Origin of the sequence: Streptomyces sp. A0958 (assembly GCF_004795035.1) — a bacterium.
Classification (GTDB): Bacteria; Actinomycetota; Actinomycetes; order Streptomycetales; family Streptomycetaceae; genus Streptomyces.
This window is the reverse complement of the sequence record NZ_SSBK01000089.1, coordinates 1-1,716: the sequence shown is the minus strand read 5'-3', so window position 1 is coordinate 1,716 and position 1,716 is coordinate 1. Positions and strand designations below refer to the sequence as shown.

1 protein-coding gene is annotated in these 1,716 nt (G+C 68.7%); it reads right to left on the bottom strand.

Going from position 1 to position 1,716, the window contains the following annotated elements; translation table 11 throughout:
- Nucleotides 1–173 precede the first annotated feature (173 nt).
- Complete coding sequence (locus E6P78_RS32430; RefSeq protein ID WP_240799469.1) at nt 174–1,598, bottom strand: IS1380 family transposase; 1,425 nt, start codon at nt 1,596–1,598, stop codon at nt 174–176.
- Nucleotides 1,599–1,716 lie beyond the last annotated feature (118 nt).

Genomic DNA, 1,716 nt, shown 5'->3' with positions numbered 1-1,716 from the left:
CCTCGATTCTTCACGGGTGGCGTGAGCGTGTTCGGCTCGGTGGGGTGCCCGTAATGTCCTCGGCTGGTCGAGGGTGGGCCATCGCGTGACGCTGCGGGTGCGCCGGGTTCCACGGGTCCGGGGTGCTGGCGGTGGTGCTCCTTCCTGGTCTTCGTCGGGGCGGGAGCCGGCCGTCAGGTGACGGCCGGCAGGTCGGTGAGCCTCTGCCATGCGGTGGTGAACGCCTGTGCCCATGGCCAGCTCGCGTCGATACGAAACAGACGGCTGCGGGCGTGTTTCGTGAAGCGGGCGGGCAGATGGTAGAGCCGGAACCGCATCGTGTCCGGTTCCGCGTCGGCGAGATCGTCGATGTCGTGCAGGGACAGGAGGCGAACCCAGGCGTCCAGGTCGGCGGCGAGGTTGGAGGCGAGCATCCAACCGCGGTTGACCTCCCAGGACTTCGAGGGGAGGTTGTGCAGGCCGAGGGCCTTGTTCGTTCTCACCCGGTCCTCGACCTCGGCGTGATCACGGTGCAGGGCATCGAGGAACTGGGGCTGGTGGGAGCCGGCGATGCCCCACATGTGGCGGATGTTTGTTGCGGTGATGCTGTAGCGCCAGCCGGTCTTCTTCTCGAACGCGGTCAGTTTCGCGATCTGCCGGCCCGAGGGGCGGACCCGGCGGACGATCAGCCGCATGCCCTTCGGCCAGCCCTCGCGGGCGTTCAGGCCGGTCAGTTCGGCCACGAAGTAGCCCTCCTGGAGCCTGCCGTCCTGCTGCAACGAGGTCTCCCAGGTCTCTTCCGGGAGCTTGCCGATCGCCGTCTCGTCGGTGTCGGTCATCTTCCAGCCGACCGTGTAACGCACCGTGCGACGGGTGGTGTTGAGGGATTCGAGGTGATCGAGCAGACCGTGGGTTGCTCCGGCGCCGTCGACCCGGACGAGGATCTTGGCGTGAGAGGAGTCCGGTATCTGCTCCAGCGCGGCCTCCAGGACACGGAGGTGATCCTCGACGGTGTTGGCTCCGGCGTTGCCCGGCCGCAGCTCCATCGCCAGCGACTCCGACGTGTTGGCGCACCAGGCGGCGAGGGGATGGAAGCCCCACGTTTTCTTGAACGTGACGGTTGCCCGCTGCTTCTTGGAGGCGGCGGTGATGATCGTGGCGTCGAGGTCGATGACGATCCAGCCGGTCAGCCGCCGTCCCGCGACGGTCAGCCAGGGGAACCCGCCGGGCCGTAGGCGCAGCCTCGACCAGACGTGCCGCCGCACTGTCCGGCGGGCCTTCGCGACCCGCGCGAGCGCCGGCTCATCGAGCGCGGCAAGAGCCCGATGGGCGGTGGAGTCCGAGGCCGGCGCCCCGAACAGCGGCCGGTGATGGAGCTGGAGCTGTTCGGCCTCCAGCAGGTTCGTCGCCCCCAGCGTGATCGCGACGGCGAGCTGGACCAGCAGCGCGGCTCGGTCCCGCCAGCCCGGCCCGCCCTGAGGCAGCACCCGCGCGAGCGCCTCCGTCACTCCGACCCGGTCCGCACACTTACGCAGCAACACCGCTCCTGCGTGCCCGACCAGTCCTTTCCCGTCGGCCCGCACGGTCAGCCGCCGGTCCCACCCTGTACGCTCGTTCACCAGAAAGGTGCCTTGATCCTCTGCCCGGATACGTCCTCAACACGCGCATCCTTGCAGGTCAACGGCGCCTTTCTGCTGTCAGGGCGTCAGCTCGGACAATTTCGGTGAATAGCCGGGG